Raw genomic sequence first — 26,791 nt, 5'->3', positions numbered from 1 at the left:
TTCAGGTGTGCCGCGCACGGTGACGCTGTTCCTCGCCGGGGACGTGATGACCGGCCGGGGCGTGGACCAGATCCTCCCGCATCCCGGAGGGCCGAGGTTGCGGGAGTCCTACGCGCAGGACGCCCGGGACTACGTCGAGCTCGCCGAGACCCGCAGCGGGGTGATCCCGCGGCCGGCGGGCTTCGACTGGCCGTGGGGCGTCGCGCTGCCGGTGCTCGACGAATGCGCCCCGGACGTGCGGGTCGTCAACCTGGAGACGTCCGTGACCACGTCGCGGGACTACGCCCCGGACAAGGGCATCCACTACCGGATGAACCCGGCGAACGTCGGGGTGATCACCGTCGCGCGGGTCGACGTGTGCACGCTCGCCAACAATCACGTGCTCGACTTCGGTGTCCGCGGTCTGCGCGAGACCGTCGAGGTCCTCACGGCGGCGGGACTGCGGCTCGCCGGTGCGGGCGACGACGACCGGGCGGCGTGGCGGCCGGCGACGGTCCCCGCCGGATCGTCCCGGGTGCGGGTGTGGTCGGTCGGTGCGGTGTCGAGCGGGATCACCCCGTCGTGGGCCGCCACGCCGACGCGGCCGGGAGTGGCCCTGCTGCCGGTGTCGGAGGCGGGCGCCGACGAGCTGCTCGCCCGGATCGACGCCGACCGCGGGGCCGGCGACGTGGTGGTGGTGTCGGTGCACTGGGGTTCCAACTGGGGCTACGCCGTGCCGGACGCGCACGTGCGGTTCGCGCACCGGCTGATCGACGGCGGCGTCGGCGTGGTGCACGGGCACTCGTCCCATCACCCGCGCCCGCTGGAGATCTACCGCGGCAAGCCCGTGCTGTACGGGTGCGGCGACCTGATCAACGACTACGAGGGCATCGGCGGTTACGAGCGCTTCCACGACGAGCTGCGGCTGCTGTACCTCGTCACCCTCGACGCGGGCACGGGGGAGGTGCAGGAGGTGCGGATGCTGCCGGTGCAGGCGCGGCGGATGCGGCTCGAGCACGTCACGCAGTCGCAGCAGCGGTGGTTGCGCGCGACGCTCGCGGAGGCGTCGGCCGGCTTCGGCATCCGCCTGCAGGCCGGGGACGACGATCCGTGGATCCGGATCGCCTGCTGAGGCCGCGTGGTCAGCCGCCGGGACGCGGCACGGGCACACCGTCGACGACCAGATCCACCTTCTCGTCGTAGAACGCGACGTGGCCGGCGATCGGTGCGACGGCGGGAAGGGGATCCGGGTACGACCACGCGAGGTTCTCGGCCCCCGGTGGTCCGGTGAAACTCCAGTACCGGGCCGTGCCCTTGTAGGGGCACTCGGTGTGCAGGTCCGTCTCTTCGAGCACCGAGAAGTCGACGTCCGCGGACGGGAGGTAGTACCGCACGGGCAGCCGGGTTTCGAACAGCAGCACGGGCTTGCGGGTCTCGGCGACGACCGCGCCGGCGATCGACACCTGCACGTGCCGGCTGCTGGGCAGCGCCTCGACGCGGTGGTACGGGTTGCGGAGACGAACGAAGATTTCCGGGTCCTCCTCGTGTCGGGTGCCTCGACCCGACGGTACCCCGACAGTCCCTGCGCCGGGGCCCGGATCACCCGGCGGACACGCGCTCGTCGTCGCGCGTGACGGCGTAGACGTCCGGGTCGAACGCCGACACCCGGCGCCGGAGCGCGGCCGACGACCACGGCCAGTTGAAGCTGTTGCGGCCGTTGACGTCGAAGAAGTAGCTGCGGCATCCGCCGGAGTTGTAGACGGTGCCCGGAAGGGCGGCCTGAACCTCGTCGTCGAAGGCGTCCTGGGCCTCCCGGCGCACCTCGAGGGTGCGCCAGCCGCGGCGCAGGGCCGTGTCGATGGCCGTCACGACGTGGTCGAGCTGGGCTTCGAGGATGAGGAAGGCCGAGGTGTGGCCGGTGCCCAGGCTCGGTCCGAGCAGGACGAACGCGTTGGGGAAGCCCGCGACGGACGAGCCGAGGTACGCCCGGGGGCTGCCCTGCCAGTGCTCGTCGAGACTGCGGCCCTGCCCGTCGAACACCCGGCGCGCGATGGGCATGTCGAGGATGTGGAAGCCGGTGCCGAAGACGATCGCGTCGACCTCGGCTTCGCTGCCGTCCCCGGCGATCACGGTGGAGCCGCGGACCTCCTGCACCGCCGCGGGGTGGACCTCGACGTTGGGCCGGGTCAGGGCGGGGTAGTAGGTGTTCGACATGAGCAGCCGCTTGCAGCCGAGGGTGTAGTCGGGGGTCAGGGCCCGGCGCAGCCGCGGGTCGCGCACCTGCGCGCGGAGCTGCGCCCGGCCGATCCACTGCAGCCGGCGCATGAGCCACGGGTGCCGGAAGCCGAGGCCGAGGGCCTCCATCAGGCCGTATTCGATCGCCTCGACCAGCCGTCGCGCACCCGGGAGACGGGTGAGCAGCCGGCGTTCGGCCGCGGACAGGTGCCGGTCGGGTTTGGGCAGCACCCACTGCGCCGTCCGCTGGTACAGGTGCAGGCGTGCGACGTCGGGAGCGATCTCGGGGACGAACTGGACCGCCGAGGCGCCGGTGCCGACGACGGCGACCCGTTTGCCGCGCAGGTCGTAGTCGTGGTTCCAGCGCGCGGAGTGGAACACCTCGCCGGGGAAGCGGTCGAGACCGGGGATCTCGGGCACGAGCGGTTCGTTCCACGGCCCCGCGGCGGCGACGAGGAAACGCGCCCGGACGGTGCCGGCGGTGGTGGCGAGCGTCCAGCGGGCGTCGACGTCGTCCCAGTCCGCCCTCAGCACCTCGACGCCGAACCGGACGTGGGACGTCACGCCCTGTGCGGCGGCGGTGTGCTCGATGTAGTCGCGGATCTCCGGCTGCCCGGCGAACAGGCGGCTCCAGTCGCGGTTCCGCGCGAACGAGTACGAGTACAGCAGCGACGGCACGTCGCACGCGGAGCCCGGGTAGGTGTTGGCGCGCCACGTCCCGCCGAGGCTGTCGGCCTTCTCGAGGACGACGACGTCGGTGATGCCGCGCCGTCGCAGGGCGATCGCCGCGCCGATGCCGGAGATCCCGGCACCGATCACCACCACCCGGTGTTCGTCCATCGTGTCGCCTCTCGTCTGCGTCCAGTCCGAATACCGTCGGTATTCGGATAACCACAGTATCCCAATTCGGGTCGCTCCGGTACCGTCGAGTCGTGGCACGACAGACCCGGCAGCAGACCCAGGCACGCACGCGCGAGGAGCTGCTCGCCACGGCCACCGAGCACTTCCTCGACCGCGGTTACAGCGCGGCGTCGCTCGAGCAGATCGCCGAGGACGCCGGCTATTCCAAGGGCGCGGTGTACTCGAACTTCCGCAACAAGGACGAGTTGTGTTTCGCGGTGCTCGACCGGATCCGGGCCGAGCGCATGGGGGAGATCGCCGCGACGCTCGAGGCCGGTGCGTCGCTCGACGACGTGGTGGCCGCCTTCGGCGCCTGGGCCGAGCGCACCATCGGCGACCGGCGCTGGACCCTGCTCGAGATCGAATTCTCGGTGCGCTCGCGGCACGACGAGGAGATCCGCTCCCGCATCGCGGCCGGGGCCGCCGGGGTGCGGACCCTGATCGCCGAACTGATCCGGTCGCTCGCCGCACGGTTCGGCCTCGAACCGGCGATCGAGCCCGAGCAGGCGGCGACGATGCTGCTCGGGCTCGGCATCGGCCTCGGCCTGCAGCGCGCGATCACCCCCGACCTGCCGGCCGCGGCCCTCACCGGCGCCGTGCGGGCAGTGCTGGGAGTGGGACGGTGAACGGTTCGATCCGTTACCGGGCCTGGTAGGTCAGGCAGTTGGCGGCGTGCTCGCCGCTGCCGCTGCCGCCGACCCGGATCTCGCTCGCGGTGCACTCGAGATCCTGGTTGTGCATGCAGTCGGCGCGCTGGCAGGCGCCGACCATGCTGGTGACGGTGTCCAGGCCGCCCTTAGTCGACAGCGGGATGAACGTCTCGCAGTCGGCGCTGCCGTTGTGGCCGGCGACGTTGATGGCGTAGGCGTGGCAGCCGTCGTGGTTGTAGGAGCAGGTGCTGACGCTGCACTCGGTGACGTGCGGCATTTCCATCGTGGTCATGATCGAACCTTCCCGAAAGGGGGGTGTCCACTGAGGGCTGCCCACCATGCTAGTGCCGCACCGTGCCTCCGAACAGGGTGCTCGGACAACGGATGTCGTTGATACGCCGCCTATTTCGGGCACGCCGATGTTGCGCAATACCTGCCGGGTCGCGTCGTGCCCCGGCTCGGGTCCCGGTCGCCGGGCGCCCCACGTCCGTTGACATTGACGTCAACGTCGACGCATGCTGTGCGGGTGACCACGAGCGAAGCCCAGGAACGGGCCCGATCCGCGCGACGCGACAGCGACGGACCCCGCCGGCGGGAGCTGCTCGACGCCGCCCGCGACTGCTTCGGCGAACTCGGGTACGAGCGCACCACCGTCGCGGTGATCACCGAACGCGCCGCCGTCTCCCGCGCCACCTTCTACGCGTACTTCTCGTCCAAGGAGGAGGTGTTCCGCGCCCTCGCCACCCTCGTGTGCCGGCAGTTCCTCGACGCCCAGCACGTGGAGGGGCCGACGGTGGACGACCTGCGGGAGGTGCTGCGCACGACGACCCGGGCCTCCATCGAGTCCATGTACGTCAACGGCCGCATCCTCGAGCTGATCGAGCACCGTGCCCGCCTCGACGACGAGGTGGGCACGGAATGGGAGAGCGTGCGCGAGCGGCTCGTCGGGCGCTACGTCCGCTTCGTCGAGCGTATCGACGCCACCGGCGACGTCACGCTCAGCGCGCATCCCGAACGGATCGCGCGCACCCTCGTCGACGCCCAGCGCGTCGGCGCGGTGCGCCTGCTCGACGCCCCGAGACAGGAACAGCTCTCCTACATCGACGACATGATCGCGATGTCCGAACGGCTCATCGGCTTCCGCTGACCGGCCCCGACCGACAGGACCCCCGACACCCATGCTGCTCGTAGCCAACCGCGGCGAGATCGCGCTGCGCGTCGTCCGTTCCGCCACCGAACTCGGCATCGACACCGTCGCCGTGTATGCCGAGGACGACGCCGACAGTCCCCACGTCGCCGCCGCAACACGCGCCGTCGCGCTGACCGGCGCCGGGCCGGCCGCCTACCTCGACGGCGCCGCCCTGCTGCGCGCCGCCACCGAGACCGGCTGCACCCTCGTCCACCCCGGATACGGATTCCTCAGCGAGAACGCCGAATTCGCCGAGTCCTGCGCCGCGGCCGGGGTGACGTTCGTCGGACCCGACCCGCAGGTGCTGCGGGTCTTCGGCGACAAGGCCGCCGCCCGCCGCGCCGCCGTCGCCGCCCGGGTGCCCGTGCTGCCCGCCACCGACGGGGGCGTCACCGTCGGCGCGGCCCGCGACTTCCTCGCCGCCCACCCCGGCGGCATCGTCCTCAAGGCCCTCGCCGGCGGCGGCGGCCGCGGCATGCGGGTGGTGCGCGACGTAGCGACCCTCGACGACGCCTTCCGCGCGTGTACCACGGAGGCGGAACACGGTTTCGGCCACGGCGCGTTGTTCGCCGAGGCCCTGTGCGACCGGGCCCGGCACATCGAGGTGCAGATCGTCGCCGCGGCCGACGACGCGGGCGGGGTGCGGGCCCTCGCGCTCGGCGACCGGGACTGCAGCGTGCAGCGGCGCCACCAGAAACTGGTGGAAGTCGCTCCCGCGCAACGGCTCGACGCGACCGTGCGACGCGCGCTGCACGAGGCCGCGGCCCGGCTCTGCGCGTCGGTAGGGTACCGCGGTCTCGCCACCGTCGAGTTCCTCGTCGCCGGCGATCAGGCGGTGTTCCTCGAGGTGAACCCGCGAATTCAGGTGGAGCACACGGTGACCGAGGAGGTCACCGGAATCGACCTCGTCGCGACGCAGGTGGCGATCGCCCGCGGTGCCCGGTTCGGCGAACTCGGCCTGCCCGGCGGCGTCACCGCCGACGGCGCCGGGGTGCGCGGCGAGCCCGCCGCCGCACAGGGCATTGCCGTCCAGGCCCGCGTCAACACCGAGGCCATGCGCCCGGACGGGCGGGCCGTACCCGCGTCCGGCACGCTCACCGCGTTCACCCCGCCCACCGGCCCGGGCATCCGCGTCGACACCTACGGCCGTCCCGGGCTGACGACCAGCCCGCGCTACGACTCGTTGCTGGCCAAGGTGATCACCCACACCCGCATCGACGACTTCGCCGCGGCGCTGCGCAAGACGGACGCCGCACTCGGGGACCTGCTCGTCGCCGGGGTCGCCACCAACACCGATTTCCTGCAGAACATTCTGCGCGACAAGGACTTCGCCGCCTGCGACGTGCACACGTCGTGGCTGGACGAGCGGATCGCCGACCTCGCCGTCGCCGGCCCCGACGACGCACCCGTCGTCGCACCGGAACTGCACGCCGGGGAGGAGGCGGTGCGTGCCGACATGGTCGGCACCGTCGTCGAGACCGCCGCCGACGGCGACGCGCTCACCGCGGGCGCCCCCGTCGTCGTGCTCGAGGCGATGAAGATGCAGCACGTGGTGTCCGCGTCCGGACCCGCCACCGTGGTGCGGCTGCTGGTGCGGCCCGGACAGACCGTGCAACCGGGGGAGGTGCTCGCTGTGGTGCGCGCCGGGTCCGGCGACGCGGCCACCGGCGACGGGGACGCGCGGGACCTCGACGCCGTACGCGACGACCTCGCCGAGATCCGGGACCGGCACGAGCGCACCCTCGACGCCGCCCGCCCCGACGCCGTGGCCAAACGGCACCGGATCGGCCGCCGCACCGCGCGGGAGAACATCGCCGACCTCGTCGACGACGGCACCTTCGTCGAGTACGGGCCGCTCGTGCTCGCCGCGCAGCGCAGCCGGCGCAGCGAAGAGGACCTGATCGCCAACACCCCCGCCGACGGCCTCGTCGGCGGTCTCGCCCGCATCGACGGCGCCGAATCGGTGGTGCTCTCCTACGACTACACCGTCCTCGCCGGCACGCAGGGCATGCGCAACCACGCCAAGACCGACCGGCTGCTCGAGCTCGCCGCACGACGCGAGGTGCCGCTCGTGCTGTTCGCCGAGGGCGGCGGCGGACGCCCCGGCGACGTCGACGCCGGACCCGGCCAGGGCCTGGAACTGTCGACGTTCCGGGCGATGGCCGCCCTGCGCGGGCGCGTGCCGACGATCGCGGTGGTCTCCGGTCGGTGCTTCGCCGGCAACGCCGCCCTCGCCGGCGTGTGCGACGTGCTGATCGCCACCCCCGAGGCCAACATCGGCATGGGCGGGCCCGCGATGATCGAAGGGGGCGGCCTCGGCGTCTTCCGGCCCGAGGACATCGGCCCGGTCGACGTGCAGCGCCGCAACGGCGTCGTACACCTCGCCGCGCGCGACGAGGCGCACGCCGTCGAACTGGCCCGGCAGTACCTCGGCTACTTCACCACCGCGGCGGACGACTGGCAGGCCCCCGATCCGCGGCTCGCGCGGCACGCGGTTCCGGAGAACCGGTTGCGCGCCTACGACGTGCGCGCCGCGATCGACGCAATCGCCGACGTCGGCTCCGTGCTCGAACTGCGCGGCGACTACGGCGTCGGCATCGTCACCGCCCTGATCCGCGTCGAGGGCGCGGCGTACGGGGTGCTCGCCAACAGCAGCCACCACCTCGGCGGCGCGATCGACGCCGAGGCCGCCGACAAGGCCGCCGACTTCCTCGAACTGTGCCAGGCGCACCGCATGCCCGTCGTGAGCCTCTGCGACACACCGGGATTCATGGTCGGGCCCGAGTCGGAGAAGGAGGCCACGGTCCGCCGGTTCGGCCGGCTGTTCGTCGCCGGTGCGCGCCTGACCGTCCCGTTCGGCACGATCATCCTGCGCAAGGGCTACGGTCTCGGCGCCATGGCGATGGCCGGCGGCTCCTTCCACGCCCCCGAGTTCACGGTGGCATGGCCCACCGGCGAGATCGGCGGCATGGGACTCGAGGGCGCGGTGCGGCTCGGCTTCCGCAAGGAACTCGAGGCCGCACCCGATCAGGCCGCGCGCGACGAACTGTTCGCGCAGCTCGTCGCCGCCGCCTACCAGCACGGCAAGGCGTTGCAGGCCGCGACGATCTTCGAGCTCGACGACGTCATCGATCCCGGCGACACTCGGGCCTGGGTGTCGCGGCTGCGCATGTCCTGAGCCGGGCTGGGTACCCGTCCGGCACCGACGTGAGGGAGGTGGCGGTGAGCAGGCAACCGGGAGCCGAGGAGTTCGTGCCGGACAGCACCGACCTGGCCGAGCTCGCCGCCGCGGCGGGCGACTGCCGCGGGTGCGAGCTGTACCGGAACGCCGAACGCACCGTGTTCGGCGCCGGACCGGCGAGCGCCCGGCTCGTGCTCGTCGGCGAGCAGCCCGGCGATCAGGAGGACCGCGCGGGGGAGCCGTTCGTCAGCCCCGCCGGGCGGCTGCTCGACCGGGCGCTCGAGGAGGCGGGCATCGACCGCGACGAGGTGTACGTGACCAACGCGGTCAAGCACTTCAAGTTCGAGCGGGCCGCGGCCGGCGGGCGCCGCATCCACAAGAAACCGGCGCGCGGCGAGATCGTCGCGTGCCGGCCCTGGCTGGTCGCCGAGCTGCAGGCCGTGCGACCCGACGTGCTCGTGTGCCTCGGCGCCACCGCGGCCCAGTCGCTGCTCGGGCCGTCGTTCCGGGTGACCGCCCACCGCGGGGAGATCCTGCACCCGGACGTGCGGGTCCCGTCGGATCCGGCCGTCGTCGCCACGATCCACCCGTCGGCGATCCTGCGCGGACCGAGCGCGCAGCGGGAGGAGGCGCTCGCCGGGCTGGTCGCCGACCTGAGGGTGGCCGCCGGCGTGCTGTAGGCATCCTGCCGCAGCGCCGGTCCGTGGTTCAGTCGTCCGTGGTTCAGTCGTCCATGGTTCAGTCGTCGGGGTCCGTCCCGGCGAGGGCGTCCTGCACCCGCCGGGTCGCGGCCCCGTCCCAGCCTGCGGGGGCCAGGATGTCCGCCCACAGCTCGGCAGCCTCGGGACCGTAGGCGTGCCCGAACCCGGACGGCACGTCCGCGGAGAACACCATGTCCAGCGTGACCTGCCAGAACGTGACGAACGGCAGCCAGCGCATCCCGGGGTCCACATCCGGGCCGAGCGGTTCGCGCAGCCAGTCCGGCCGCTGCAGCAGCAACCGGAACGACCACCAGGTGATCGGATCGCTCGCGTGCTGCCAGAACACCACGCGGGGGAACTCCCACGGCCCCGGCAGGTCCGCGTCGTCGGGCCGGGACGCGAACCGGATGTTCCGGCCGTCGTCCACCACGGGCAGCCGCTCGAGGGAACCGGGGTCGCGGTCCGCGGTGATCCGGCCCCACGGTTGCGCGAAGTTGGGGGTGCCCACCAGCAGCGCCCCGTCGGTGCGCGCCACGATGTCCTGTCCCGACGCGAACGCCGCCTGCCCGCCGTACGAGCCGAGGCTCTCGCCGAACACCACCAGCTTCGGGCGCTGCCCCTCGGGCCGGGCCGACCACTGCCGGTACACCGCCTCGAACAGCGCCCGCCCGGCCTGCTGCGGGGTGTCGCGGTCGGCGACGAACGACAGCGCGCTGGGCAGGAACGAGTACTGCATGGCGGCGATCGCCGAGTCCCCGCCGTTGACGTACTCGAAGGCCCCCGCGACGTTCGCGTTCACCCAGCCGCGGCCGGTGGTGGTCACCACCGCCAGCACCCGGCGGTCGAACGCGTTCGTGCGTTCGAGTTCGGCGACGACCCGCTCGGCGATCCCCTCGACGGAGTCCGCGGATTCGCGGCCGGCGTACACCCGGATCGGGGTGCGCGCGGGCGCGCCGGTGACGGCTTCGATCTGCTCGGCGGCCGGGCCGCCCGCGACGAAGGTGCGGCCCTCCCGGCCGAGGCTGTCCCACGGCTCGTTCGACGCCGGCGACCCGGACCGTTCCGTCAGCTGGGGCTGGGTGACGCCCTCGGCGGTGCCCGTGTCGGCGACGGCCGCCGACCGCTCCGCGACGCCGAGCAGGACCCGGTCGACGGCGCCGTCGAGCACGAACACCGCCAGCACCACGACGACGAGCACCGCGGCCACGCGGGCGACGGGCCCGGGCACGAACCGGCCGGCGAAGCGGGTCAACCGGTCGGTGCCCCGGCGCACGGCGCGGGCCGCCGCGAGCAGCAGCAACGCGACGGCCAGCGCGATCAGCAGCACCAGCAGGTAGAAGGCGCGCTGCGCTCGCGGCACGCCCACCAGATCGCGGACGATCTGCTGCCACCACGACCCGAGCACCAGGAAGGTCGGCGCCAGGACCAGCGCCGCGCCGGCGAGCACCCACCAGCCGATCCGCCGGGTCCGCTCGGACCAGTGCGGCTCGACGCCGCAGCGCCGGACCACCCAGGCGATCAGGCAGCCCACCCCGTAGCCGATGGCGACGCTGATTCCCGTCGCGACCGCCTGCAGGTACCACACGCGCGGCAGCAGCGACGGCGTCATCGACCCCACGAAGAACAGCAGCGCCAGCCCCAGGCCGACCGGGTGGAACCGGCGCCCGTAGCTGCGCAGCCGAGCGCGCGGCGCGCCCGCCCGCTCGTGCTCGAGTTCGGCCGCGGCGGTCAGCGCAGGGCCTTGGCCTTGAGCCGGTCGAACTCGTCGCCGGTGATCGTCCCGGCCTCGAGCAGGGCCTGGGCCTCGGCGATCTCGGCGGCGGGGGATCGTCCGGCCACCTTGCGGATGTAGTCGTCGGCGGCGTGCTGGGCCGCGTCGTGGGCGGCGGCGGACCGCTCGGCCATGCCGCGGCCCCGCACCAGCAGGTAGACGAAGGCGGTCAGGTACGGCAGGACGATCAGGAAGATGATCCACACGACCTTGACCACGGCGGACGTGGAGCGATCACGGAACAGGTCCGTCAGCACCTGGAACAGGATCAGCAGGTACGCGACGAACGCGAAGACGACCAGCGTGTACCACAACAGGTCCCACAACGAATCCAGCATCACACACGCCCTTCAGGTTCGGAGGTGCCCGGGAAACGGACGGAAAGGACACCCGGACGCAAACAGGTACACCGTCTTCGCCGCACATTGGAACACGGCGACGCGGAATGTGCGGCGGTGGCGCGAAATGCACCACGCCCATTCCGTGGGCGATCGCGCTCAGCGTGGTCGAGCCAGCGTGGTCGAGCTCAGCGTGGTCGAGCTCAGCGTGGTCGAGCTCAGCGTGGTCGAGCTCAGCGTGGTCGCAGCTCCGCCGGACTCACCCCGCGCACCGTGCGCAGGGCGCGACGCAGCTCGGCGCTGGACGCGAAACCGGTGATCGCGGCGATCTCGGCGACCGTTGTGCGGGTATAGCCGGGTTCCTGCAGAAGCGCCGCCGCGCGGTGCGCGCGCAGCCGCCGGATCTGGAACGCCACCGTGGTGTCGTGGGCTGCGAACGCGCGCTGCAGGCTTCGCAACGACAGCTGCAGGCGTTCCGCGATCACGGTGGGGGTCAGCGTCGGGTCGTGGTGATGGGCTCGGATCAGGGTGAGGGCGCGGGCGTAGACGCTGCCACGCAGCTCACCCGAATCGGCGCCGTACCCGAGCGACTCGTGGTGCAGACCCACGACGAGCTCGATCAGGGCGTTCTCCACGCTGCGGGGGGCCGCGGTCGTGTTGTGGCGACCGCGTTCACGAAGCATGGTCATCCCCACCGCATTGAGCGCGTGCACCGACATGGTGGGCTTTGCCGGCCCGAACGTCACGGACGTCTCCTCGAGATCGAGTCCGCGTTCTTCGAGCCGGTGCCGGGGGATGCGCACGAGGAGAAGGTCCGACCCGTCCGCATCCACGGCCTCGTATCGGTTCCACCCGACCTGCAGGACGATCCGGCCGACCTCGATGTGCACGCGGGTCGTCCCGTCGTCGACCACCTGCTTGCCGGACAGCATCAGACACAGGTTGGCGACCTCGCCGTCCTCGACGAGGCCGGGCAGAGCACGATGCGGTGATATCTGCACCCGGCCGACGGTGAGCGCCCCGACGTCGCAGATCTCCATCCGGAACCGGAACTGCGTCACGTCGGGGACGGACAGCTCGGTGCGGTTCCCGGCATCGGGGGCCATCGCCTCGAAGCCGTGCCGGCCCCGCAGTTCGATCTTCCGATACACCGTCGCTCCTTCCGCCTCGGCGCGTCCGTGGCCCGGTGCGTCAGCGTGGCACGCGGCACCGGCCGTGGCATGGCATACGGGCAGACGGACAGCTCACACTCGGCGGACGATCGGGGACGAAGGTCTCTGGCGTCGCCTCCCCGGCCGGATCATGCTGGACCCAGCGGGCGCCCGCACCGCCGAGTCGGCGTCCCGGGAGGCCGACGGTGTCCACTCCTGATCCGTACACACCCCAGCTCCGGCGCGACGGTCCGCGACGTCCGGACACGGCATCGACGGTGCTGCTCGCCTGCGGGATCGTGTCGTCGCTGCTGTACGTGGGGGCGCACGAGGTACTCGCGGCCGCCCTCTACGACGGCTACAACCGCTTCGATCAGGCGATCAGCGAGCTGACGTCGATCGGCGCGCCGACCCGGGCGCCCCTGACCGTCGCGGGATTCGTGTACGACGCGCTGATCGTCGCCTTCGGGATCGGTGTGTGGCGCACGGGCCGCGGCGTCCGCCCCCTGCGCATCGCGGGAGTTCTCCTGGTGGCCTACGCATTCGTGGGACCGCTGTGGTTGCCGTTCCCGATGACGGGACGCGAGGACATCGAGGCCGGGGCAGCGATGCCGCTCGCCGACACCATGCACCTGGCGCTCAGCGTGGTGACGGTGTCGCTGTGGTGCGCGCTCATCGGATTCGCGGCCGCGGCCTTCGGCACCTGGTTCCGGGTGTACTCGGCCGGCACGGTCGCGGTGATCCTCGTGTTCGGCGCGTGGACGGGCCGGTACGTCCCGGCCGTCGCCGCCGCCGAACCCACCCCCGGCATGGGCGCGGTCGAACGGGTGATGTTCGGTGCGTTCGTGCTGTGGATCGCGGTGCTGGCGGTCGTCCTGCTCGCCGGCCACCCGGCGTCATCGCATGCCGAGCGACGTGCCGTCGCCCGGGGCGAGCCGGCGTGAGACCAGCGCACCGAGCGTGCCGTCCTGCGCGAGCGCACGCTGCGCATCCTCGAGTTCACCGCGCAGCACGTCGTCGCCGAGGCGCACCGCGAGCGCGATCTCCTCGCGGGTGATGTCGTACTCGACGACGTCGACGTGGGGGCGGACGCGCGTGAGCCACCTCAGCACGGGACCGAGTTTCATGAAGGCGTCGCAGCCGCCGGTCGACAGCTCGTCCCGGGCACGGTCGATCTCGTGGTACGCATACACCCGGATCCCGCCGATACGGCCTTCGGCGAGAAGGCGTTTCACCACCGGCTCGCTGGTGTTGCCCTGCTGCACCACGACGGTCAGGCCTGCCAGGTCCGCCACCCCTCGCACCGCGGGATGACGGGCGGTGTCCACCGCCACGGACTGCCCGGACCCGAAATACGGCGCGCAGAACGCAGCCCGCTCCCGGCGCGATTCGGTGACGGTGGTGCCGGAGGCGACGACGTCGAAGCGCCCGGAGGCCAGCTCGTCGAAGATTCGCGGGCGGTTCAGGCGCTGGTGGCCAGCGCCGCCGCGAGCCCGAACGCGACCGACGTCGCGGCGACCTCGAGCACCGCGTTGCGCAGCGACACCTCCGCGGTGACCCGGTGCGCGGTCGCGGCCGGCACCCACGTCCGTCGCCACCACCACGCCAGCGCCAGCAGTGCCAGCAGGGTCACCGCCTTGGCCAGCACGATGCGCCCGTAACCGGTGTCGATCAGGGCCGCGACCGAGCCGAGCCGAACGGCCGCGTCGACGACGCCCGTCGCGGCGAGCACGGCGACGCAGCGCACCGCGAGCACCGAGTAGCGGGGGAGCAGCCGGGCCCACGCCCCGCGGGACCGGACCGTCAGGGCCAGCGCGACGAGCGTGCCGAACCACAGCGCCGCAGCGAGCGCGTGCGCGGCGTCGAGCAGCGATCCGAGGGTCTGCTGCGACATGTGCCCGGTGACCGGCCGGGCGATGACCGCCAGCGCCGCGGCGACGAGGACCGGCACCGTCGACCACGTCGCCGACCGGCGATACGCGAGCGCCGCGACGACCGTGCACGCCAGCGCGCACACCAGTGCGGCCACCCCGATCCGGCCGGTGCCCGCGTTGCCGAGATACTCCGCGAAGCGCGACAGCCCGAGCCGCGACACGGGGACGTTCGTCGTGTCCGCGGCCTGCAGCACGAGCTGCACGGCCTCCGTCAGGACCCAGAATCCGCCGAGCCCGGCGATCGCGCGCCAGAGGTCGGCGGGGGCGACGCCGGGCCGCCGCTCGTCGCGCACCATGACTCCGAGCGCGGCCAGGCCGAGAACCGTCGCACCGAGACACAGCGACAACGCCCGGACCCAGCTCGACGCGGCCGGGTTCGCCAACAGCCAGCCGGCGGCGACGCCCGCGGTGGCGCCGGCGCCGGCGGTGAGCAACCACGCGCGGTGCGCGGCGGTGCCGGTACCGCTCGTCGTCAACGCCCGGCCACCGGCGTCAGGCCTTCTTCGGCTTGCGCAGCACGAACCACAGCACGCCGGCGAGGACGACGACGCCCACGACGACGAAGATCCACACGGCCGGGCCGCTGTCCTCGTCGCTGTCGGACGCGGGCGCCGCGGCACCGGCGGCGGCCGCCGCCGCACCGGGAGCGCCCGGACCGTCCTGCGTGAGGGTGAAGACCTGGGTGCCGGTGACGGGATGCCCGTCCGCGGAGGTCACCCGGTAGGCGATGGTGTACTCGCCGGCCGGTCCGAGATCACCGACCGCCACGGACACCGTGGCGTCCTCGACGAGGGGATCGCCCTTGGACCACAGGTTGCCGTCCGGACCCACGACGGTCAGGGCGGCGAAGGATTCCTGCAGGGCCTCGTTGAAGGTCAGGCTCACGCGCTCGGGACCCTGGGCGATCTGCTCGCCCGGCGCGGGTGTGCTGGCGATGACGACCGAGTGCGCGGCCGCCGGCCCGGCAGCGAACAGCAACGCTGCCGCGACCGCGCCGAGGAGCCCAGCGAGCTGGGCGAGGACGAGGGGGGTCTGTCGCCGGCGCGCGGCGACGGTGTTCGGGATGTTCATGGATTTCTCTCTTCGAGGGGGTCGGTCGCGGTCATGCCGCGACGGGCGGCCCCCGCCGGGAGATGCCCGGTGCCGCCCGCGCCGCCGCGACCGGCCGCACCGTCGCGGGCGGCAGCAGCGTCCGAACCGCCTCGACGCGAGGGGGCACGGTGAGCCACGCGGCCCGCACCGCCCGGGTCAGCGGCCCGCACAGGCGTTGCGCCGCCTCGAGCAGGGCCGCGCACGCGACGACCGCGACGGTGTGCGCGGCGAGCATCGGCACCGACGTGTGCAGGTGACCCGTCGTCACCGCGGCGAGCACCAGGTGCGTCGCGGCCTGCCCGCCCGCGAGCACCACGATGGTGGGCACCGCGCGCAGGTGGGCCGCGACGAGCCCGACCCCGGCCGCGACGGCGACGAGCAGCGTCACCTCGGCGTTGCCGGGCACGCCGCCGCCCGCACTGCCGTGGGCGGCGACCGCCAGGGCGGCGGTCAGCGCTCCCGCGGCGGTGCCGCGCAGGGTCGAGCCGGGTGCCACGGTGGTCGTCGCTAGCGCACGCCGAGCCGGGCCAGCAGGTCGGCCTCGATGCCGTCCAGTTCCCGCGAGATACCGGCATGTGCGGCCTTGCGGCGCGGCGCCGGCATCTGCTCGGCCGCGTGCACCGCCGCCGTCAGGTCGCTGAGGCGGCCCCGGATGGCGTCGGCGAACTTCTGGGTTTCGGCGTCCTTGGGATGGCGCTCGAGGATCTCGGCGAGCGACTTCTCGGCCCCGGCGATGCGGGCGCTCAGGTGCGCGCCGTGACCGGTGTACTCGCCGAGCTGGTCGACGGCGACGCCCATGCGCTGGGCGCGCGCGGCGTCGAGCTGGCCGCGCAGCGCGGTCACCCCCTGGTACACCAGCGGCACGAGTACCGGTGCGAGCAGTCGCACGACGGCCAGGTAGCGCCGGACCTTCGCCGCGGTGAAGCCCTTCTGCGCGGCCGCCTTCTCCTGGGCCTTGAGCGTGGCGATCTGCTGCTTCTCGACCCGGGACTGCGCGGCGATCAGTGCCTTGTCCGCCTTGACCTGCGCCTTGGCCGCCTTGATCTCGGCCTTCGCCAGGCGGCGGTCGCGCCGGCGCTGGTTCTTCGCGTTGAGTTTGGCCTCGAGCTTCGCCTTGTGCTTGAGAGCCTTCGCCTCCGCCTTGCGGGTGGCGCGGCGCTTCCGCCTGCTGAACAACGCCATCGAACAGGACCCTCCATTCGGTGTACGGCACCCACGGCGCCACGATCAGCCTATCCGTGACGGCCGTTTCCGGTTGACCCTAGGTGGACGAATACTGTTCTTCAGTGTGAACGTATCCAGCGAGAGGCGGACCTCGCCGGCCCTGATCGAGGCGAGCGCGCTGACCCGGTGCCGGCACCGGGTCCATCTGGACGCGGCCTTTCCGGACGAGTTGAGCGCGGCTCCGGAGCACCCGGGAGCCAAGCAGCGGCAGGAGGCGGCGGCCACTCACCGCGAGGCCGTGCGGCAGCGGCTGTTCGACGCCCACCCCGGTGGGTGGGTGCGGATCGACCCCGAGGGCCCGGCGTCGCGGCGCGCCGACGCCACCCTCGACGCGTGCCGTCGCGGCGCGGACCGGATCTGGGGGGCGGTCCTGCCGGCGGAGCCCGACACCGGTCGGCGGGGCCGGGCCGAGATCCTGCTGCGCGACGTCGAGCGCGGCGGCTACATCCCGGTGATCGTGGTCAATCACAAGGTCACCGACCCGGGCCGCGGTGCGACGACCTCGGGGCTGTTCGTGTGGGAACCGGCGGTCGACGAGACCCGCAAGGTGCGCGGTCAGGTGCGCGACCAGATGCGGGTGGCTCACCTGTACCGGATGCTCGAGCGTCACGGCCTGGCCAGCCCGGCACAGGTCGGCGGCGCCATCGGGTACGGCGGGGACTGCATCCTCGTGCACGACCTCGGCGCAATCCTCGAGGACTACGACGCCCGGCTCGCCGACCGGCTCGCGATCGCGCGGGGCGAGACCCCGACGGAGCCGTCGCAGATCGGGGAGTGCAAGACCTGCCCGTGGTGGCCGCGGTGCCGCGAGCAGCTGAGTGCGACGCACGACGTGTCGCTGGTTGCCCCGGGGCAACGCGCGACGGTGCTGCGCGAGCTGGGTGTGCACACGATCGACGAGCTGGCGCGCTGGGAGGGGGACCCGCCCGAGGTCTGGCCGCAGGGTTCGTTCGAGGACACCGTCGTGGTGGCCAAGGCGTGGCTGGCGGGTGCGCCGCTGGTGCGACGGCACGACCACGTGCACGTGCGCCGGGCGGACATCGAGATCGACATCGACATGGAGAGCTACCACGAGCACGGTGCGTACCTGTGGGGCACGCTGCTCAACGTCGACGGGATCTCCGCGTACCGGGCGTTCGTCAGCTGGGATCCGGTACCGACCGACGACGAGGCGCGCTCGTTCGCCGAGTTCTGGACGTGGCTGTCCGCGGAGCGGGCCGCCGCTGCGGCGAGCGGGAAAACCTTTGCGGCCTATTGTTATTCACGTACCGCGGAGGACAAGTGGCTACTCGGTTCGGCTCGGCGGTTCGCCGGGTTCCCGGGGGTGCCGAGCGAGGCCGAGGTGCGCGAGTTCATCGACTCGCCGCAGTGGGTGGACATCTACCAGGTCGTCACCGACCAGTTCGTGTGCCCGAACGGCAAGGGCCTCAAGAAGATCGCACCGATCGCGGGTCACCGCTGGCGCGACGAGGAGGCCGGCGGCGAGGCGTCGATGAGCTGGTACCGCGAGGCAGTCGGCTACGACGGGGACCCGGACCCGCAGCAGCGACGCCGGCTGCTCGAGTACAACGAGGACGACGTGATCGCCACGAAGGTGCTCCGTGAGTGGATGAGCGAGCGTGCGGTGCACGAGATCCCGCACATCTCGGACCTGTAGGTCACTGCTGCGGGGCGGCACCGGGTCACTGCTGCGGGGCGGCACCGGGTCACTGCTGCGGGGCGGCACCGGGTCACTGCTGCGGGGCGGCACCGGGTCACTGCTGCGGGGCGGCACCGGGTCACTGCTGCGGGGCGGCACCGGGTCACTGCTGCGGGGGTGGCACCGCCTCGGCGAGCCGGATCAGGGCGTCGACCACCGGCGGCCCGAACATCACGGGATCGTTGTGCTCGGCGCCCGGCAGGGCCACCTTCTCGACGAGCCGGCGGGCGGCGGCGGCCACGGCCTCGCTCTGGCCGGGCGGGACGATCGTGTCCGCCGTCCCGTAGACGACGGTGATCGGCACGTCGAGCCGCGCGACGGTCTCGGCGATCGGGAAGCGGTCCCACATCAGCCCGGTGGGCAGCAGCGGGTAGTGGTGCCGGCCGACTGTGGGCAGATCGACGAACGGTGAGCGCAGCAGCATGCCGGCGGGCGGATGCTCGGCGGCGAGGCCGGTCACCACGCCGGTGCCCAGGCTCTCCCCGAGGTAGAGCAGCCGGTCCGGAGCGACGTTCTCGCGGTCGAGGAGGTACTGCCGGGCGGCGCGCACGTCGCGGGCGAGGCCGTCCTCGCTCGGGCGGCCGGGGTTGCCGCCGTAGCCGCGGTAGTCGAAGAGCAGGGTGGCGAAACCGGCCTCCGCGAGTGCCGTCGCCAGCGGGGCGCGGTCGACGCGGCTGCCGCCGTTGCCCGAGGCGAGCAGCACCGTGAAGCCGCGTGCGGCGTCGCGGGCCGGGACGAACCAGGCGCCGAGTTCGAGCCCGTCGGAGGTCGTCAGCCGCACGTCGCGGGCACCGGGGAGCAGCGACTGCGCCGGCGGGGGCGGGGACCGGTCGGGCAGGTAGATCAGCCGGCGCTGCCCGAACCACAGCGCCGACGCGAGCACCGCGACGACCGCGACCACGACCACGACCCATAGCAGGCGCATGAGTTGGATGGTGTGCCCTTTGGGCGGCCCTGGCAACCCAAAGGACACACCGGCCGCGGAGCGGCCTATCGCGGCGCCATGCGCAGCGCGCCGTCCATGCGGATGGTCTCGCCGTTGAGGTAGTCGTGCTCCGCGATCATCTGCACGAGCTGGGCGTACTCGGCCGGCTGGGCGAGGCGGGACGGGAAGGGCACGCCCGCCTCGAGACCCTTGCGGTACTCCTCGGTGACGCCGGCGAGCATCGGGGTGTCGACGATGCCGGGGGCGATGGTGTTGACCCGGATGCCGTACTGGGCCAGGTCGCGGGCCGCGGGGACGGTCATGCCGTGGACGCCGCCCTTGGAGGCGGAGTAGGCGATCTGGCCGATCTGGCCCTCGAACGCGGCGACGGAGGCGGTGTTGACGATGACGCCGCGCTGGCCGTACTCGTCGACGGGCTCGGTCTTGGCCATCGCGTCGGCGGCCAGGCGCAGCACGTTGAACGTGCCGAGCAGGTTGACGGTGATGACGGTGCGGAACAGCTCGAGGTCGTGCGGGCCGTTCTTCGACAGGACCCGGCCGGCCCAGCCGACGCCGGCGCAGTTGACGACGATGCGCAACGGCACGCCCGAGGCGACGATCTGGTCGACAGCGGCCTGCACGTCGTCGGCGCTGGTGACGTCGGTGGCGATGAGGGTGACGCCGGCGGGCGCCTTGTCGCCGACGCGTTCGATGGACTGGGCGAGGTCGAGACCGAAGACGGTCGCGCCGGCGTCGGCGAGACGCTGGGCGGTGGCTGCGCCGAGACCGGACGCCGCGCCGGTGACCAGTGCGGCGGTTCCCTGAATTTCCACTGCCGTGCTCCTTTCGTGGCGCCACCGTTCGGCGTGCGCCTTGTCGACGGTGGCACCTTAGCGCGCGCTAGCTCCGTCCGGTGCGGCGGCGGACCGCATGCCATCCTCGGGGGATGGCACGGACGTGGTTGTCGGTGACGGTGGAGCTGCTCGGTGGGCGCGGCGAGCAGCTGTGGCCGTGGCCCGGCCGCGTCTTCGCGGTCGGACCGTCGCACACCTTCGAGGACCTGGCCAGTGCCATCAACGATGCCTTCGCTCGATGGGACCGCTCCCACCTGTCGATGTTCATCCTGCCCGGCGGACGAGTGGTCACCGACGCGCAGACCGGCGCCGAGATCGCCGGGTCGATCGGTGGGCCCGTCACGGAGCCGGTGGACATCGAGTCGTCCGAGGTCGCTCGGCTGCTGGAGCCTGGAGCGGAATTCCAGTTCACCTTCGACCTGGGCGACGACTGGACGCACCGGTGCGTGATCGGGAAGGAGAAAGTCGACCCCGTGGAAGTGCTGGGAACCGCGCCGACAAAGCCCCTGCCGTACTGGGGGTGGGGCGACATCCCGGACCAGTACGGGCGCCGGTGGGCCGACGACGACGGGCAGAGCCGAGCGCCGCGCAGACCGAGTCGTCCGCATCCCATGCTGGTGCACGCCTGGCCCGCACGAGAGCAGGTGGTCGACCCGTCCGAGCTGCGCGCGGCTGTGGCGACTGCAGATGCACCCCGCTTCCTCGCTGCGGTGCGGGGACACGAGGTCGACGATTTGCTGCAGCAGGTGGGGGCCGGCATACCGACGGCCCTGCAGCAGCGGCGTCGGGAAGCCGAGCCGGTGGCACTGTCGGTGATCGACCGGCTGACTCGGCGCGGCGGCCCCGGTGACGAGGTGCTGGCCGAGGACCTGCTCGCGTGTCTGCACGGCGAGTCGCTGACCGGCCGGGTGCTACCTGTCGACCTCGAGATGCTCAGTGCCGCGCTGGAAGGCGATCCGGGCGTATCGACCGGTGGGTACATCGATCTGCGCACCGGGGAGGTGTACGACGAGAGCAGTACCGACCCGATGATGGTCGGGGAAGACGTCGCCGTCGACGTCGAGACCGAGCCCGACCGGTGGCTTCGGTTCGACCGCACCGGCGCGCGGGACGGTTGGCGCGACATGGCGGCCTTCGCCGAGCGGCAGCAGGATGTCGCGCTGCGGGAGCGGCTGCAGCGGGCGATCGAGGGCAAGGGCGCCTTTCGTCGCTTCCGTGACCTCGTCCACCACGAGGGTCTTGCCGGCCCCTGGGACGCCTTCGCCGCCGACCGCCGACTGGGTCGTGCCCGCGAGTTCCTCGCCGACGCGGGTATTCGCGTGGGCTGACGGTCCGGGCGGGTGTGCCGGGAGCGTCTGTGCCCCTCGGGGGTCAGCCGGCGGACCACGGTGGCCAACGGTGTGCGACCAGTTCGGTCGTCGCCGCATCCCGTCGCCGCACGCCGGCCGGCTCCGTCCTGCACGAGGGACGTTCACGGTGTCGGTCCGCGCCGGTGGATCCCCGTTCCGCTCTCGCCGGCGCGGAGAGCGGGAACCTACCGCGGGTCGCCGCGTCCGAGTCGCGTCGCGCCGATACCGGCCGCGACGAGGCACGCCGCGGCACCGAGCAGCAGCCCGGCCCGGCCACCCCACTGCTCGCTGACCCACCCCGCGATCGGGCCGCCGACGGCGGTGGAGCCGAGGAAGGCCACGGCGAACAGCGCCATCACCCGCCCGCGCATGCCGGGGGCCGCGGCGAGCTGCAGGGAGCTGTTGGTGGTGGCGGTGAACGCGACGCTCAGGACGCCGACCAGCACCATCGCGGCGAGCATGAGTTCGAGCGTGGGCGCCGCCGCGGCCGCGAGCAGCACCACACCGAACACCGCGGAGGTGACCACCACGGCGGTGGTGCCGGTGCGACCCCAGGTCGCCACGGCGAGACCGCCGACGACGGCACCCGCGCCCATCGCGGCGGTGAGGAAGCCGTAGGTCTCGGCGCCGGCGCCGAAGGTCTGTCGGGCGACCACGGGCAGCACCACCTGGAACTCGTAGGCCAGGCAGCCCACCAGTGCCATCGTCAGCAACGGAACCGCGAGGGCCGGGGTCTGCCGCACGTGCGCGAACCCCTCGCGGAGCTGCCCGCGGGCACGGGCGGCGGGTGGCGACGGGCGCAGCAGGGACAGGTCCAGGCTCGCGAGGGAGGCGACGACGGCGACGAAGCTGAGTGCGTTGAGCAGGAAGCACACCCCGAGACCGCCGACGGCGATGATCAGTCCCGCGACGGCCGGGCCGATCAGGCGCGCGACGGACGCCAGCACCGATTGCAGGCTCACGGCGTTGCGCAGGTCCTCCGGCCCGACGAGCTCGAGCATGAACGACTGCCGGGCGGGATTCTCGAAGCACTGGTTGAGGCCGAGGACGACGGCGAGGACGTAGACGTGCCACAGCTGGACGGCGCCGGTGACGGTGAGCAGGCCCAGGACGAGGGCCTGCACGCCCATCGCGGACTGCAGGCCGATCATGAGCCGGCGCTTGTCGACGCGGTCGGCGACCACGCCGCCGTAGGGGCCGAGCAGCAGCATCGGCACGGTCTGCAGGGCCAGGACGAGGCCGATGGCCGTGCCGGAACCGGTGAGTTCGAGCACCAGCCAGGACTGGGCGACCGTCTGCATCCACGTGCCGATCAGGGAGATCGCCTGTCCGCTGAGGTAGCGCCGGAAGTTGGCGCCGCGGAAGGCGGCGAAGGTCTGTCCGCGCAGGTCGGTGAGGACGGTCATCGGCGCTCCTCCGCGGAGCGACGGCACATCTGCTCGGCGAGCGCTTCGAGCGCCGGGAGGGCGTCGTGCAGGGCGTGGAGCCGATCGGAGGACAGTTCCGCGAGGTGCTCGGTGAACACCGCGGTACGCATGCGACGCAGGTCGGCGAAGGTGCGGGCACCGGCCTCGGTGATGTGGGCGCGGACGACGCGCTTGTCGTCGGGGTCGGGGGAGCGGGTGAGCAGCCCGGCGTCCTCGAGCTTGCCGAGCATCCGCGAGAGCATGGTGGGGTTGAGGCCCTCGATCTCGGCGAGTTCGCGCACGCCGACGGTCTCGCGGCGGGCGACGGTGGCGAGGATCGAGAACTGGGAGCGGGTGAGCCCGCCCGCGCCGGTGGTGCGGCGGTCGACGCGGCGCGCGATGCGGCCGAGAGCCACGCGCAGGCGGTTGACGTCCTCGTCGTCGAAGCGATCGTGTGCGGGCGTGATGCCACCTCCATTTAGTTGCCTATCGGCAAGCATACTCCTGGGCGTGCGGTCGCGCAGGCGTCCGGAGGGCACTCTCTATCGTTCGACGGAGTCCGAGGCGGCGGGGACCGGGTGGGTCTCGGCGCGGCGGCGCAGCAGGGCGCGACCGGTCACGGCGGCGAGCGCGACGGCGAGGGTCGCACCGCCCGCGACGGGGCCGACGGGCGTGCCGGGGGCCAGGCCCTCGCCGAGCATCCAGGCGCCGAACCCGAAGAACAGCGCCGACGCCGCCAGCCGGATCGCGTTCTCCGGCAGGTGCCGGCCGAGGACGGCGCCGAGGACGATGGCCAGGGCGTCGGCGGCCACCATGCCGACCGTCGAGCCGACCCACACGCCGGCCCAGTCGTTGTCCGCGGCCAGGGTGATGGTGGCGAGCATGGTCTTGTCGCCGAGTTCGGCGAGGAAGAAGGCCGACAGGACGGCGAGGAAGGCCGAGCGGGTGACGCGGGCCGCCTTGCCCTGCTCGTCCTCGTCGAGGGAGTCGCCGCGCAGCGTCCACAGGCCGAAGAACAGGAAGGCCAGGCCACCGACGATCGCCATCGCCGAGGTGGGGATCGCCAGACCCAGGTAGTGGCCCACGGCGACGGAGACTAGGTGCACGGCGGTCGTGGCCGCGAGAATGCCGGACAGCACCACCCACCAGCGGTAGCGAAGGGCGAACGTCATCGCCATGAGCTGCGACTTGTCGCCGAGCTCGGCCGCGAACACCACGACGAAACTCAGAACCAGGGCGGACCACATGCCGGGGTTGCTCCTCCTCGTGTCGTGTGGAGGAGGCGGGGACCTTCCTCCGGCCGGACGACGCGGATGCGTCGCGGCCGAAGGTCTCGCCCACCGGTACGGATTCCGGTTCGCCGGGCCGGGCTGAACGCCAGTATGTCGACCGGGCGATTGCGGGCTACTCCCCTTCGCTTAGGCAACCATAATCGGAGCGGCACGAAATCGCAAAGGCGGCAACAAGTTTGGGAACCCGAACTTTTCGGTGCGGGTCCCGGTCAGGCGGCGAGCAGCATGGCCAGAACCGCGGTGTCGGGATCGCTGTTGGGGTCCACCCCGACCCGGCTGACCAGCGACGTCACCGTTCCGTCGGCCTCCGCCTCCACCCACGCGGCCCGGTGCTCGAGCCCCAGGTGCGGCAACCCCGGCAGCAGCACGCAACCCGAGGCCGCCCCCGTGCACTCCGGCAGCGACGGCCGGGTCTCGGACGGCGGGTGCAGCACGATCAGGGCGGGCGGCTGATGCGCCGCGAACCGGCCCGGCTCCACCGCCTCGTCGCCGATCACCGGTCCCTCCGCGAGCACCAGGCCCACCGTGCCCGGCTCGGGGTCGTCCGGCAGTTCCTCGCGCACCCCGAACACCGTCGACGTGGTCAGCAGGCCGGGCAGCGACGCCACCCGCACCGTCACCGCGAGCAACTGCGCCCACTCGCGGGTGCTCTCCGGCCACCGCCCCGACACCACGAATCCCCGCAGGGATCCGGCGGTGTGGAAGGCGGCGAGGCCGATCTGTTCGTTCCCGTTCATCCCGCTACCTCCTCGGTGTGACGACAGTCGATGACCGATACACGCCGTTGGGTAGGTGAAGAATGACCGTTTCGTCCGCTGGCACACAAGAGCCCCCGAGTGCCAGCTCCGTCCGAAGCCCCGGGAACGCGCGAAGGGGACGCCGGAATCCGGCGTCCCCTTCACGACGTGCGACGCGACTAGACCAGCAGACCGGAGGTCTGGGTGCGGGCGCGCTCGAAGCGGGCCTGCACGTCGGCCCAGTTGACGATGTTCCAGAAGGCCTTGACGTAGTCGGCCTTGACGTTCTGGTACTGCAGGTAGAAGGCGTGCTCCCACATGTCGAGCATGAGCAGCGGGGTCAGGCCGATCGGGATGTTGCCCTGCTGGTCGTACAGCTGGACGATGATCAGGCGCTGGCCGATGGAGTCCCAGGCCAGGATGGACCAGCCGGAGCCCTGGATCGAGTTGGCGTTCGCCGAGAAGTGGTCCCGGAAGGCGTCGAAGGAACCGAACGCGTCGTCGATCGCGGCACCGAGTTCACCGTCCGGCTTGTCGCCACCCTCCGGCGACAGGTTCTTCCAGAAGACGGAGTGGTTGGTGTGGCCGCCGAGGTGGAAGGCCAGGTCCTTCTCCAGCTTGGTGGCCTGCGCCGCCATCGTGCCGTTCTCCCGTGCCTCCGCCATCTTCTCGAGGGCGGTGTTGGCGCCGGCAACGTAGGTCGCGTGATGCTTGCTGTGGTGCAGCTCCATGATCTTCGCCGAGATGTGCGGCTCGAGCGCGGCGTAGTCGTAGGGCAGGTCCGGAAGTGTGTACTCAGCCACGAAGGGTCCCTTCTGTTCGGGCCCGGTGGGGCCCGTGCGTGATTTTCAAGTACTCCTGGGTTTCCACCCAAACCCATAAGTACACCCTCTGCAAGATCGCCTGCGCAGCCGGTCGGCGCCGGGACATCGGGGGTCACGGCGCCGGCCGGCCACGGGCGGAGCGTCTACCTGCGGAAACGCCGCGCAATTCGGCCGGCACATGAACGGCCGCTTAACATCGGCGGGTGTTTCGGCCCTTCGCGAGCGACGGGACGCGCGATGCCCCGGCGCCGCGCGTGGACCTGCCGGGTGTGAACCTGCTCCGCACCGTCGCCGTCCTGGCGGTGCTGTACTCGCACATCTCCTTCTATCTGATCGACGACCTCGGCACCGGCTGGTGGGTCATCGACGTCGTGTACCGGGTGCTCGTCGAGGGGGCCGGTCTCAACCAGCACCTGTCCTTCCTCGGCGTCGCGATGTTCATGACCCTGACCGGGCTGCTCATCACCCGCTCCGCCATCCGCGACGAACCGCGCCGCTTCCTCGTCGCCCGCAGCGCGCGGCTGATCCCGGCGTTCTGGGTGGCGATCCTGGCCGCGATCCTGCTGGTGCGGCTCGGTGTCAACGGCATGTTCAGCGGCCAGACCGGCGTCTCCGACGCCGAGGCCGTACTCAGCTTCTTCCTGGGTGGGTTCTTCCTGAAGCCCGAGGTGGCGGTGCTCGGGGTCACCTGGACCCTCGCCGTCCAGATCACCTTCTATCTGTACTGCGTGGCCGCCCGGCCGCTCCTGCGCACCCGGCCCATCGTCGTCCCCGTCCTCGGGGCGGTGGCGTGCATGCTGGTGCTGCTGTACAACCTGTACCTGCCGGAGCCGTACACCGTGCCGTTCCTGTCCAAGATCGCGGCCACGATGCCGACCGTGTTCCTCGGTCAGATCGTGTACCTCGGCTGGGCGCGGCTGACGTCCCGTCGCTGGCTGATCGTCGCGCTGCTCGCCCAGGTCCAGGTGATCCACCTGGCCACCGACTACCAGGTGTACTGGGCCGGCAGCCGCTACCTGTGGACCATCGTCGTGGTCACCGCGTGCGTGGTGCTGATCTCCCGCATCGACGGCCGGTTCGCCCGCTCGCGGGTGCTGCACTGGACCGCGACCCGCAGCTATGCGATCTACCTGGTGCACACGCTGGTGCTGTACCGGGTGTACGAGAACACGGTCGCCCATCTGGGCCGCACCGGGGCCGTGCTCGCGTTCCTGGTGGTGTGTGCGGCCGTCTCCGAACTGCTCTACCGCGGCGTCGAGGTGCCGGCCGCCCGCTGGATCAGCGCCCGGTGGCTCCCGCCCCGCCCGTCGCCCCAGGTCACGGCCGAGGTGGAACCCGTGGAGAAGCCGCGCGCGTAGCA

The 26,791-nt window shown here is 72.3% G+C and carries 26 protein-coding genes and 1 pseudogene; 9 read left to right on the top strand and 18 right to left on the bottom strand.

Translation table 11 applies throughout. The features are described 5' to 3' along the window. Positions 1–7: 7 nt before the first annotated feature. Positions 8–1,111 carry a CapA family protein gene (locus RR3_RS15020; protein WP_064066478.1) on the top strand — a complete coding sequence of 368 codons (1,104 nt, stop codon included), beginning with the start codon at positions 8–10 and terminating at the stop codon, positions 1,109–1,111. 10 nt (positions 1,112–1,121) lie between these two features. On the opposite strand, the gene RR3_RS15015 is transcribed toward RR3_RS15020, so the two are convergent. Beyond that, positions 1,122–1,466: a DUF427 domain-containing protein gene (locus tag RR3_RS15015; protein ID WP_225222958.1), complete on the bottom strand. Its 345-nt coding sequence runs from the start codon at positions 1,464–1,466 to the stop codon at positions 1,122–1,124. Between the two features lie 112 nt (positions 1,467–1,578). Then, the gene (locus RR3_RS15010) at positions 1,579–3,054 is read right to left on the bottom strand and encodes a flavin-containing monooxygenase (RefSeq protein WP_064066477.1); all 1,476 of its coding nucleotides are present in this window, start codon (positions 3,052–3,054) and stop codon (positions 1,579–1,581) included. A 92-nt stretch (positions 3,055–3,146) separates the two neighbouring features. Between RR3_RS15010 and RR3_RS15005 the strand changes: the two genes are divergently transcribed. Then, the gene (locus RR3_RS15005; protein ID WP_040272819.1) at positions 3,147–3,740 is read left to right on the top strand and encodes a TetR/AcrR family transcriptional regulator; all 594 of its coding nucleotides are present in this window, start codon (positions 3,147–3,149) and stop codon (positions 3,738–3,740) included. Between the two features lie 13 nt (positions 3,741–3,753). Here the strand turns inward: RR3_RS15005 and RR3_RS15000 are convergent, their stop codons facing one another. Then, positions 3,754–4,056: a DUF1540 domain-containing protein gene (locus RR3_RS15000; protein ID WP_010595945.1), complete on the bottom strand. Its 303-nt coding sequence runs from the start codon at positions 4,054–4,056 to the stop codon at positions 3,754–3,756. Between the two features lie 228 nt (positions 4,057–4,284). Here RR3_RS15000 and RR3_RS14995 point away from each other — a divergent pair, with 228 nt between their 5' ends. The 3 genes from RR3_RS14995 to RR3_RS14985 are packed head-to-tail and all read left to right on the top strand — an operon-like array spanning position 4,285 to position 8,814. Continuing rightward, positions 4,285–4,911, top strand: a complete 627-nt coding sequence (locus RR3_RS14995; RefSeq protein WP_064066476.1) for a TetR/AcrR family transcriptional regulator — start codon at positions 4,285–4,287, stop codon at positions 4,909–4,911. Positions 4,912–4,942: 31 nt separating this feature from the next. Beyond that, the gene (locus RR3_RS14990; RefSeq protein WP_064066475.1) at positions 4,943–8,131 is read left to right on the top strand and encodes an acetyl-CoA carboxylase family protein; all 3,189 of its coding nucleotides are present in this window, start codon (positions 4,943–4,945) and stop codon (positions 8,129–8,131) included. 44 nt (positions 8,132–8,175) lie between these two features. Next, positions 8,176–8,814, top strand: coding sequence for a UdgX family uracil-DNA binding protein (locus RR3_RS14985; protein ID WP_371851037.1), 639 nt, complete (start codon positions 8,176–8,178; stop codon positions 8,812–8,814). Between the two features lie 58 nt (positions 8,815–8,872). Here RR3_RS14985 and RR3_RS14980 read toward each other — a convergent pair whose 3' ends face one another. The 3 genes from RR3_RS14980 to RR3_RS14970 all read right to left on the bottom strand — a co-directional run bounded on the left by RR3_RS14980 (position 8,873) and on the right by RR3_RS14970 (position 12,095). Then, entirely contained in the window at positions 8,873–10,444 is a 1,572-nt protein-coding gene (locus tag RR3_RS14980) for an alpha/beta hydrolase (protein ID WP_064066473.1), read from the bottom strand. Positions 10,445–10,563: 119 nt separating this feature from the next. Then, a complete protein-coding gene (locus RR3_RS14975) occupies positions 10,564–10,944 on the bottom strand; it encodes a PLDc N-terminal domain-containing protein (protein WP_017682033.1) in 381 nt (126 codons plus the stop codon). Between the two features lie 233 nt (positions 10,945–11,177). Next, positions 11,178–12,095 carry a helix-turn-helix domain-containing protein gene (locus RR3_RS14970; RefSeq protein WP_064066472.1) on the bottom strand — a complete coding sequence of 306 codons (918 nt, stop codon included), beginning with the start codon at positions 12,093–12,095 and terminating at the stop codon, positions 11,178–11,180. A 206-nt stretch (positions 12,096–12,301) separates the two neighbouring features. Here RR3_RS14970 and RR3_RS14965 point away from each other — a divergent pair, with 206 nt between their 5' ends. After that, complete coding sequence (locus tag RR3_RS14965; protein ID WP_234420152.1) at positions 12,302–13,039, top strand: DUF998 domain-containing protein; 738 nt, start codon at positions 12,302–12,304, stop codon at positions 13,037–13,039. Here RR3_RS14965 and RR3_RS14960 read toward each other — a convergent pair. The 5 genes and pseudogenes from RR3_RS14960 to RR3_RS14940 form a co-directional block, all read right to left on the bottom strand. Beyond that, positions 12,992–13,546, bottom strand: a pseudogene (locus RR3_RS14960) (ABC transporter substrate-binding protein); the annotation flags it as partial. The gene RR3_RS14965 and the pseudogene RR3_RS14960 sit on opposite strands and share 48 nt — an antisense overlap. 11 nt (positions 13,547–13,557) lie before the next feature. Beyond that, on the bottom strand, positions 13,558–14,505 hold the full coding sequence (locus RR3_RS14955; RefSeq protein WP_064066470.1) for a CopD family protein: 948 nt from the start codon (positions 14,503–14,505) through the stop codon (positions 13,558–13,560). A 16-nt stretch (positions 14,506–14,521) separates the two neighbouring features. Then, entirely contained in the window at positions 14,522–15,100 is a 579-nt protein-coding gene (locus RR3_RS14950) for a copper resistance CopC family protein (RefSeq protein WP_017682038.1), read from the bottom strand. Positions 15,101–15,131: 31 nt separating this feature from the next. Then, positions 15,132–15,617 carry a hypothetical protein gene (locus RR3_RS14945; RefSeq protein WP_010595956.1) on the bottom strand — a complete coding sequence of 162 codons (486 nt, stop codon included), beginning with the start codon at positions 15,615–15,617 and terminating at the stop codon, positions 15,132–15,134. A gap of 11 nt (positions 15,618–15,628) precedes the next feature. Further along, positions 15,629–16,303 (bottom strand): DUF6474 family protein, encoded by a 675-nt coding sequence (locus tag RR3_RS14940; protein WP_010595957.1) that lies wholly within the window; start codon positions 16,301–16,303, stop codon positions 15,629–15,631. Positions 16,304–16,409: 106 nt separating this feature from the next. On the opposite strand from RR3_RS14940, the gene RR3_RS14935 reads away from it, so the two are divergent. After that, positions 16,410–18,002 carry a TM0106 family RecB-like putative nuclease gene (locus RR3_RS14935; protein ID WP_017682041.1) on the top strand — a complete coding sequence of 531 codons (1,593 nt, stop codon included), beginning with the start codon at positions 16,410–16,412 and terminating at the stop codon, positions 18,000–18,002. Between the two features lie 145 nt (positions 18,003–18,147). Here the strand turns inward: RR3_RS14935 and RR3_RS14925 are convergent, their stop codons facing one another. Both RR3_RS14925 and RR3_RS14920 read right to left on the bottom strand, forming a co-directional pair. Beyond that, entirely contained in the window at positions 18,148–18,969 is an 822-nt protein-coding gene (locus tag RR3_RS14925) for an alpha/beta hydrolase (protein ID WP_072786461.1), read from the bottom strand. 65 nt (positions 18,970–19,034) lie between these two features. Continuing rightward, positions 19,035–19,802, bottom strand: coding sequence for an SDR family NAD(P)-dependent oxidoreductase (locus RR3_RS14920; protein ID WP_010595961.1), 768 nt, complete (start codon positions 19,800–19,802; stop codon positions 19,035–19,037). Positions 19,803–19,915: 113 nt separating this feature from the next. Here RR3_RS14920 and RR3_RS14915 point away from each other — a divergent pair, with 113 nt between their 5' ends. Next, positions 19,916–21,151 (top strand): UPF0158 family protein, encoded by a 1,236-nt coding sequence (locus tag RR3_RS14915; protein WP_017682043.1) that lies wholly within the window; start codon positions 19,916–19,918, stop codon positions 21,149–21,151. Between the two features lie 206 nt (positions 21,152–21,357). On the opposite strand, the gene RR3_RS14910 is transcribed toward RR3_RS14915, so the two are convergent. The 5 genes from RR3_RS14910 to RR3_RS14890 form a co-directional block, all read right to left on the bottom strand. Continuing rightward, complete coding sequence (locus tag RR3_RS14910; protein WP_040271390.1) at positions 21,358–22,578, bottom strand: MFS transporter; 1,221 nt, start codon at positions 22,576–22,578, stop codon at positions 21,358–21,360. Continuing rightward, positions 22,575–22,994 carry a MarR family winged helix-turn-helix transcriptional regulator gene (locus RR3_RS14905; RefSeq protein WP_010595964.1) on the bottom strand — a complete coding sequence of 140 codons (420 nt, stop codon included), beginning with the start codon at positions 22,992–22,994 and terminating at the stop codon, positions 22,575–22,577. Before RR3_RS14905 ends, RR3_RS14910 begins: the two co-directional genes overlap by 4 nt. 126 nt (positions 22,995–23,120) lie before the next feature. Then, entirely contained in the window at positions 23,121–23,825 is a 705-nt protein-coding gene (locus RR3_RS14900) for a TMEM165/GDT1 family protein (protein ID WP_010595965.1), read from the bottom strand. A 254-nt stretch (positions 23,826–24,079) separates the two neighbouring features. Next, positions 24,080–24,607 carry a hypothetical protein gene (locus RR3_RS14895; protein WP_010595966.1) on the bottom strand — a complete coding sequence of 176 codons (528 nt, stop codon included), beginning with the start codon at positions 24,605–24,607 and terminating at the stop codon, positions 24,080–24,082. A gap of 179 nt (positions 24,608–24,786) precedes the next feature. After that, entirely contained in the window at positions 24,787–25,410 is a 624-nt protein-coding gene (locus RR3_RS14890) for a superoxide dismutase (protein ID WP_003939397.1), read from the bottom strand. A 275-nt stretch (positions 25,411–25,685) separates the two neighbouring features. On the opposite strand from RR3_RS14890, the gene RR3_RS14885 reads away from it, so the two are divergent. Further along, a complete protein-coding gene (locus tag RR3_RS14885) occupies positions 25,686–26,789 on the top strand; it encodes an acyltransferase family protein (protein WP_026138067.1) in 1,104 nt (367 codons plus the stop codon). The last annotated feature ends 2 nt before the right edge of the window (positions 26,790–26,791 follow it).

This window comes from Rhodococcus ruber NBRC 15591 (assembly GCF_001894945.1).
GTDB classification, from domain to species: Bacteria; Actinomycetota; Actinomycetes; order Mycobacteriales; family Mycobacteriaceae; genus Rhodococcus; species Rhodococcus ruber.
Note: the sequence above shows the minus strand (reverse complement) of the source record. Positions and strands in the feature narration are given on the sequence as shown.

Coding starts and splice junctions, on each gene's coding strand:
- RR3_RS15010 (WP_064066477.1), bottom strand. CDS start 3,054: ATGGACGAACACCGGGTGGTGGTGATCGGTGCCGGGATCTCCGGCATC.
- RR3_RS15000 (WP_010595945.1), bottom strand. CDS start 4,056: ATGACCACGATGGAAATGCCGCACGTCACCGAGTGCAGCGTCAGCACC.
- RR3_RS14990 (WP_064066475.1), top strand. CDS start 4,943: ATGCTGCTCGTAGCCAACCGCGGCGAGATCGCGCTGCGCGTCGTCCGT.
- RR3_RS14980 (WP_064066473.1), bottom strand. CDS start 10,444: ATGACGCCGTCGCTGCTGCCGCGCGTGTGGTACCTGCAGGCGGTCGCG.
- RR3_RS14975 (WP_017682033.1), bottom strand. CDS start 10,944: ATGCTGGATTCGTTGTGGGACCTGTTGTGGTACACGCTGGTCGTCTTC.
- RR3_RS14950 (WP_017682038.1), bottom strand. CDS start 15,100: ATGAACATCCCGAACACCGTCGCCGCGCGCCGGCGACAGACCCCCCTC.
- RR3_RS14940 (WP_010595957.1), bottom strand. CDS start 16,303: ATGGCGTTGTTCAGCAGGCGGAAGCGCCGCGCCACCCGCAAGGCGGAG.
- RR3_RS14925 (WP_072786461.1), bottom strand. CDS start 18,969: ATGCGCCTGCTATGGGTCGTGGTCGTGGTCGCGGTCGTCGCGGTGCTC.
- RR3_RS14915 (WP_017682043.1), top strand. CDS start 19,916: ATGGCACGGACGTGGTTGTCGGTGACGGTGGAGCTGCTCGGTGGGCGC.
- RR3_RS14910 (WP_040271390.1), bottom strand. CDS start 22,578: ATGACCGTCCTCACCGACCTGCGCGGACAGACCTTCGCCGCCTTCCGC.
- RR3_RS14900 (WP_010595965.1), bottom strand. CDS start 23,825: ATGTGGTCCGCCCTGGTTCTGAGTTTCGTCGTGGTGTTCGCGGCCGAG.
- RR3_RS14895 (WP_010595966.1), bottom strand. CDS start 24,607: ATGAACGGGAACGAACAGATCGGCCTCGCCGCCTTCCACACCGCCGGA.